The 6,947-nt window shown below is 73.6% G+C and carries 5 protein-coding genes; 2 read left to right on the top strand and 3 right to left on the bottom strand.

Going from position 1 to position 6,947, the window contains the following annotated elements; translation table 11 throughout:
* Positions 1-42: 42 nt before the first annotated feature.
* On the bottom strand, positions 43-1,311 hold the full coding sequence (locus ACFU74_RS33245) for an outer membrane lipoprotein carrier protein LolA (protein ID WP_380763606.1): 1,269 nt from the start codon (positions 1,309-1,311) through the stop codon (positions 43-45).
* A gap of 188 nt (positions 1,312-1,499) precedes the next feature.
* On the opposite strand from ACFU74_RS33245, the gene ACFU74_RS33240 reads away from it, so the two are divergent.
* Entirely contained in the window at positions 1,500-4,088 is a 2,589-nt protein-coding gene (locus ACFU74_RS33240; RefSeq protein WP_380763604.1) for a bifunctional FO biosynthesis protein CofGH, read from the top strand.
* 181 nt (positions 4,089-4,269) lie between these two features.
* On the top strand, positions 4,270-5,385 hold the full coding sequence (locus ACFU74_RS33235) for an ADP-ribosylglycohydrolase family protein (protein WP_380763602.1): 1,116 nt from the start codon (positions 4,270-4,272) through the stop codon (positions 5,383-5,385).
* A 117-nt stretch (positions 5,386-5,502) separates the two neighbouring features.
* Here the strand turns inward: ACFU74_RS33235 and ACFU74_RS33230 are convergent, their stop codons facing one another.
* Positions 5,503-5,712, bottom strand: a complete 210-nt coding sequence (locus ACFU74_RS33230; RefSeq protein ID WP_380687318.1) for a DUF397 domain-containing protein — start codon at positions 5,710-5,712, stop codon at positions 5,503-5,505.
* The gene (locus ACFU74_RS33225) at positions 5,709-6,572 is read right to left on the bottom strand and encodes a helix-turn-helix domain-containing protein (RefSeq protein WP_380763600.1); all 864 of its coding nucleotides are present in this window, start codon (positions 6,570-6,572) and stop codon (positions 5,709-5,711) included. Before ACFU74_RS33225 ends, ACFU74_RS33230 begins: the two co-directional genes overlap by 4 nt.
* Positions 6,573-6,947 lie beyond the last annotated feature (375 nt).

Here is a 6,947-nt window from a genome sequence, read left to right as displayed (position 1 = left end):
CGGCCGGCTCCGTAACGTCCCCCGTTACGGGAGCCTGGGCCACTACTTCACCCCGGCCGCACTCTGCAGCACCGGCAGGGTCACCGCGCCCGCGAAGACCCGGCCGTCGTCGGTGACCAGCACATTGACCACCTTGGTGCTGATCAGCGAGCCGCCGGCGACCGGCTTGCCCAGCGACTTGGCCAGCGCCAGCGGGTTCTGCGACGCGCCGGCGCCGGCGCCCGGGCCGTGGTGGCCGCGCGGACCCCCGCCCTCGGCCGGGACGAACACGTCGCCGGTGGGCAGCTTCGCCGAGAGCACGGTCGTCCAGCCCTCGCCGATCACGTTCAGGCCCTCGGCCGCCGCTCCGGCCTCCTCCGGCGTCACCTCGCCGCGCGGCGCCCCGGACGCCTTCTGCTCGGTCACCTTGGCGCCCTTGGGCACGGTGAACTCGAAGGTCTTGGCGCCCGGCCGGGCGAACGAGACCTGGGTGAAGTGGACGTCCAGCACGGTGCCGCCGTCCGTGCCCTCGACCACGACCGACAGCGGCACCCCGTTGTCGGCGGCCACCGCGATCCGCACCTCGCCGATCGTCGAGCCGGGCTCGGTGGGCTTCACGCTCAGCCGGTAGGCCTTCTGCCCGGCCACGGTCGCGGTGCCGTCCACGGTGACGGCGGTGGACTCGGCGCTCGCGGTCAGGAACTGCAGGGCAGCCTCCTGCGGGGTGGCCGGCACACCGGCCAGCGGTGCCCCGCCCCGGTGGCCGTCCGCCGCCGCGTCCGGCCGGGCGCCGGTCAGGTGCACGGCCTCGTTGGTGCTGCTGTCCCAGGCCCAGACCTGGTCGCCGTTGCGGATCAGCTCGTACCCGGACAGCTTCTCCAGCAGGCCGATCCGCTGGCGCTCCGGCCCGTCCACCGCGATCCGCAGGGTGTGCTCGCCGCCGAGCAGGCCGGTCAGCTTCGACCCGGGCGCGGCGCCCGAGGGCCCGTCCCCGCCGCCGGGCGCCGCCCCGCCGCCCGACAGCCCGCCGGCCGCTGCTCCCAGCAGCTGGCCCGGCACGCCGAGGTCGGTCGAGACCGACACCGTGCCGGAGAGCGTCCGGGCCTCCGAGCCGAGCACCTTCGCGACCAGCTGCTCCGCCGTCAGCGCGGGCAGCTCGGGCGGCGAGGTGTCCGCCAGCGCCGGCACCAGCCCCACCCCGGCGGCGATCGCCGCGGTCACCGCCAGCGGCACGGCCACCCGCACCAGGGTGCGACGCCGCGACCGGTAGGGAGCCGCGCCCCGCGGTTCGTCCGCCGGGCCGCCGCCCGCGGTCGCCCTCTCGTCCGTCATGGTTCCAACCCCTCCGTCAGTCAACGACCGTCCCTGGGTTTCCATTAGACGGTCCCGGGACGCCCGCGTCATCGCCCCGCAGGGTGGGTTCGGGGTCGGTCTCCCGGCGCAGCCGACCCTGAGTCCTCCTCAGGGTCGGCTCCTCCGAACGCACGAGGAGGGTACGTGGACTGGCGTAGGGTCGCGGCATGGACGCAACCAACACCCCGACCGCCAACGCGATGCGGCGTGCCCTGCGCCGCGCCCGGGACGGCGTCGCGCTGGACGCGACCGAGGCGGCGGTACTGCTCCGGGCGAGAGGGGACGACCTGCGCGACCTCTGCGCGAGCGCCGCCCGGGTCCGCGACGCCGGCCTCGACGCGGCCGGCCGGCCCGGCGTCATCACCTACTCCAAGAGCGTGTTCATCCCGCTCACCCGGCTCTGCCGGGACAAGTGCCACTACTGCACCTTCGTCACCGTTCCCGGCAAGCTGCGCCGCGAGGGGCACGGGATGTTCATGTCCCCGGACGAGGTGCTGGAGGTCGCCCGCCGGGGCGCGGAACTCGGCTGCAAGGAAGCGCTCATCACGCTCGGGGACAAGCCCGAGGACCGCTGGCCGGAGGCCCGCGAGTGGCTGGACGCGCACGGCTACGACGACACCGTCGCGTACGTCCGCGCCATGTCGATCCGCATCCTGGAGGAGACCGGGCTGCTCCCGCACCTCAACCCCGGGGTGCTGGGCTGGACGGACTTCCAGCGGCTCAAGCCGGTCTCCGCCTCGATGGGCATGATGCTGGAGACCACCGCCACCCGGCTGTGGAGCGAGCCCGGCGGCCCGCACTACGGCTCGCCCGACAAGGAGCCCGCCGTCCGGCTGCGGGTGCTGGAGGACGCCGGGCGCAGCTCGGTGCCGTTCACCAGCGGCCTGCTGATCGGCATCGGCGAGACCTACGAGGAGCGCGCCGAGTCGCTGTTCGCGCTGCGCCGGGTCTCCCGGGCCTACCACGGCGTCCAGGAGCTGATCCTGCAGAACTTCCGCGCCAAGCCGGACACCGCGATGCGCGGCATGCCGGACGCGGAGTTGGACGAGCTGGTCGCCACCGTCGCGGTGGCCCGGCACATCATGGGGCCGGCCGCCTGCCTCCAGGCGCCGCCGAACCTGGTGGACGGCGAGTACGAGCGGCTGATCGCGGCCGGCATCGACGACTGGGGCGGGGTCTCCCCGCTGACCCCCGACCACGTCAACCCCGAACGCCCCTGGCCGCAGATCGAGAGGCTGGCCGAGCGCTCGGCCGCGGCCGGCTTCGAGCTGCGCGAGCGGCTCGCCGTCTACCCCGAGTACGTCCGCCGCGGCGAGCCCTGGCTTGACCCGCGGGTGCTGCCGCACGTCCGGGCGCTGGCCGACCCGGAGACCGGCCTGGCCCGCCCCGACGCGGTGGTCACCGGGCACCCCTGGCAGGAGCCGGAGGACCTGCCGGCCTCCTACGGCCGCACCGATCTGCACAGCACCATCGACACCGAGGGCCGGACCGGCGACCGGCGGGCCGACTTCGAGGACGTCTACGGCGACTGGGAGGTGCTGCGCGAGCAGGCGGCCTCGGCCGTCCCCGGCCCGGCCGGCGCGCCGGAGCGGTTGGACGCCGAGGTCCGGGCCGCCCTGGCGGTGGCCGCCGACGACCCGGTCCGGCTGACCGACGAGCAGGCGCTGGCGCTGTTCCAGGCGGACGGCCCGGCGCTGGACGCGCTCTGCCGGATCGCCGACGCGGTGCGCCGGGACGCGGTCGGCGACGAGGTCACCTACTGCGTCACCCGGAACATCAACTTCACCAACGTCTGCTACACCGGCTGCCGGTTCTGCGCCTTCGCCCAGCGCCGCACCGACGCGGACGCCTACAGCCTCTCGCTGGAGCAGGTCGCCGACCGGGCCGCGCAGGCCTGGGAGGTCGGCGCCACCGAGGTCTGCATGCAGGGCGGCATCCACCCCGACCTACCCGGCACCGCCTACTTCGACATCGCGCGCGCGGTGAAGGAACGGGTGCCCGGCATCCATGTGCACGCCTTCTCGCCGATGGAAGTGGTCAACGGCGCCACCCGGACCGGGCTGTCGATCCGGGACTGGCTGCGGCGCGCCCAGGAGTCCGGTCTGGACTCCATCCCCGGCACCGCCGCCGAGATCCTCGACGACGAGGTCCGCTGGGTGCTCACCAAGGGCAAGCTGCCGGCCGCGACCTGGGTGGAGGTCGTCACCACCGCGCACGAGCTGGGCATCCGCTCCTCGTCCACGATGATGTACGGGCACGTGGACACGCCCAGGCACTGGGTGGGCCACCTGCGGCTGCTGGCGGAGATCCAGCAGCGCACCGGCGGCTTCACCGAGTTCGTGACGCTGCCGTTCATCCACACCAACGCCCCGGTCTACCTGGCCGGGATCGCCCGGCCGGGCCCGACCGCGCGGGACAACCGGGCGGTGGTCGCGATGGCCCGGCTGCTGCTCCACCCGCACATCCGCAACATCCAGACCAGCTGGGTGAAGCTGGGCGCGGAGGGCGCGGCCGAGATGCTCCGCTCGGGTGCGAACGACCTCGGCGGCACGCTGATGGAGGAGACCATCTCGCGGATGGCCGGGTCGGCGTACGGGAGCCACAAGTCGGTCCGGGAGCTGCGGGCGATCGCCGAGGCGGCCGGGCGTCCGCACCGCCAGCGCACCACCACCTACGGCGAGGTGCCGGCCGAACGGCTGGCCGCCGGGCTGGCCTCGGACGGGCGTCTGCCGGAGCTGCTGCCGCTGGTGGAGTGAGCGGTGGTGGAGTGAGCGGGCAATACCCGGGGCGCCCGACGGGCGGCGGAACATCCGGTGGCGATCCGGTGGAGCGGGAACCCTGCCGTGCCGTTCGGGCATTCGAATACAGTGCGAGGGCGCGCGACCGGCCGTGCGTCGCGCGACCCTGCCCGAACCCGGACGAAAGGCGCCCGTCGTGATGCCACTGTGGTCACGCGCCCAGCAGCAGGACTTCCGCAGCCGGGTGCGGGGGTGCCTGCTGGGCGGGGCGGTCGGGGACGCGCTCGGCGCGGGCGTGGAGTTCGAGTCGCTGGAGAAGATCCGCGCCGCGCACGGCCCGCTCGGCGTCACCGGGTACGTCCCCGCGTACGGGCGGCTCGGCGCCGTCACCGACGACACGCAGATGGTGCTGTTCACCCTCGACGGGCTGATCCGCGCGCACATCCGGCGGGACACCGGGAGTTGGCACCCGCCCACCGACGTCCACCGCGCCTATCTGCGCTGGGCCGCCACCCAGCGGGACTGGGGCCCGGACGAGCGGCGCGCCGACCTGGGCTGGCTGGGCCGCGAGGAGTGGCTGTACGCGCAGCGCGCGCCGGGCCAGGCCTGCCTGTCCGGCCTCTCCGGTCCGGACGCCGAGCGGCTCGGCACCCTGGAGACGCCGAAGAACCCGCACTCCAAGGGGTGCGGCACGGTGATGCGGGCGGCGCCGTTCGGGCTGCTGACCACCTGGGAGCCGGGCCTGGTGTTCCAGCTGGCGGTGGAGTGCTCGGTGCTGACCCACGGCCACCCCACCGGCTACCTCTCGGCCGGCGCGCTGGCGGTGATCGTCCAGACCGCGGCCCGTGGCGGCACCCTGGAGGAGGGGGTGCACCTGGCGCTCGCGCTGCTCTCCGAGCGGCCGGCGCACGAGGAGACCACGGCGGCGCTGCGGGCGGCGCTGGACGCGGTGCGGGCGGGGGAGCCGTCCGCCGAGCGGGTCGAGGCGCTGGGGGAGGGCTGGGTCGCCGAGGAGGCGCTGGCGATCGGGGTGTACTGCGCGCTGGTCGCGCACGACGTCCGCTCCGGGCTGCTGCTGGCGGTGAACCACTCGGGGGACAGCGACTCCACCGGCGCGATCTGCGGCAACCTGCTGGGGGTGCTGCACGGTGACACCGCGCTGCCGCCCGGCCTGGTGGCCGGTCTTGAGGGGCGCGGGGCGCTGCTGGAACTGGCGGACGACTTCGTCCTGGAGCTGATGCACGGGCCCGAGCTGCACAGTGCCGACAGCGCGGAGGGCGCGGCCTGGGCGGCCCGCTACCCGGTGCTCGGCTGAGCTTCTGTTGACGCGGCCATGCCCATGGACGCGAAGATGCCCGTAGCGGTGCCCGCCGCCCGGGGAGGGCGGTGGACACCGCTACGGGCACCTGGCCGAGAAGCGGTACGGAGCGGATCAGAACCCGCCGAACACCCCGGCGCCCGCGTCGGCGGCGAACGCGTTCCAGGCTTCGGCGGAGAAGCGCAGTTGCGGACCCTGCGGGTCCTTGGAGTCACGGACCGCCACCAGGTCGGTGGCCGGCACGCGGATCTCCACACAGGCGCCGTTGCCGCCGCTGTGACTGCTCTTGCGCCAGCTCGTCCCGTTCTCGAAGGTGGTGCTCATCGGTGGTATCCCTCTTCAATGTCGGCTATCAGTGTCCGGGTCTCGGCCACCCCGAGCGCGGCCGCCCGCAGGTGGTCGTAGAGACTGGTATAGCGGCGCACGTCGGCCTCCTTCTCCAGGTAGAGATCGCTCGTCACCCCTTCGAAGTAGACAACTGTGGAATCGGCTGACTCGGGGAACTCCAACAGGGAGAATGTCCCGGTCATGCCGGGGTGGGCGCCGTGCGAGAACGGGATGACCTGGATGGTGATGTTGGGGCGCTGGCTCAGCTCCAGCATGTGCTTCAGCTGGTGGGCCATCACCTCCCTGCTGCCGACCTCCCGGCGGAGCACCGCCTCGTCTATCACGGTCCACAGGCTGCCGAGCTGGTTGTCGCCGTTGACCCGGTCCTGGCGCTTCATCCGGACCTGGACGCGGCGCTGGACGGCGAGCGCGTCGGTGTCCGGCTGGGTGCCCTCGACCACGGCCTGCGCGTACTGCTCGGTCTGCAGCAGCCCGGGCACGAAGGAGGACTCGTAGGCGCGGATCGAGGAGGCCTCGGCCTCCAGGCCGATGTACACGCTGTAGGGCGTGGGCATGTCGTTGAAGTCGTGCCACCAGCCGCGCTGCCGGGACTCCCGGGCCATCTCCATCAGGCTGGCCCGCATCGCCTCGTCGGCGACGTTGTAGACGTCGCAGAGGTCCCGGACGTCCCGCTGGCTGATGCTGCGGCGGCCGTTCTCCAGCCGGCTGATCTTGGACTGGGAGACCATCAGCCGGCCGGCCACCTCCTCCGCGGTCATCCCGGCCTGGTCGCGGAGCTTGCGCAGTTCCGCGCCGAGCCGCCGCCGGCGCACCGTGGGATTGATGTTCGCGGACACGTCGGCCTCCGGTCGGACCTCTGGTGATCGTCGGAGCGGAAGTCCTCGGAACACGGTGGAAATCTGGATCAACCCCCTGATGGTGAGCAGCATGTCACCCCGGATCAGGTCGGCGCCGGGAAATCACGGGAGCGCAGTAGAACAGATCATCGGAAAAGCGCTTCGGTGAGACAGCGGGCACCCCCAGGTGGTAGGGGCGCCACGATCGGGTCCGGTGGTGGTGCGGCGGTGTGTCGGATGCGGTGCGGCTGCGGCCCGGGGGCCGCGCAGGTGCTGGTGGCATGTGCGGGGGCGGTGTGCGACCGGGGGTCCGGGTGGGGCCGGACCGGCCGGGGGACGGCGGAGGGGCGGTCGCCCGGCGACTTCCGTCGCGGG

The organism is Kitasatospora sp. NPDC057500 (genome assembly GCF_042802195.1).
Lineage (GTDB): Bacteria > Actinomycetota > Actinomycetes > Streptomycetales > Streptomycetaceae > Kitasatospora.
Note: the sequence above shows the minus strand (reverse complement) of the source record. Positions and strands in the feature narration are given on the sequence as shown.

Excerpts from the sequence above, each read along its gene's own strand:
- ACFU74_RS33235 (WP_380763602.1), top strand. The coding sequence starts at position 4,270 with ATGCCACTGTGGTCACGCGCCCAGCAGCAGGACTTCCGCAGCCGGGTG.
- ACFU74_RS33245 (WP_380763606.1), bottom strand. The coding sequence starts at position 1,311 with ATGACGGACGAGAGGGCGACCGCGGGCGGCGGCCCGGCGGACGAACCG.
- ACFU74_RS33230 (WP_380687318.1), bottom strand. The coding sequence starts at position 5,712 with ATGAGCACCACCTTCGAGAACGGGACGAGCTGGCGCAAGAGCAGTCAC.
- ACFU74_RS33240 (WP_380763604.1), top strand. The coding sequence starts at position 1,500 with ATGGACGCAACCAACACCCCGACCGCCAACGCGATGCGGCGTGCCCTG.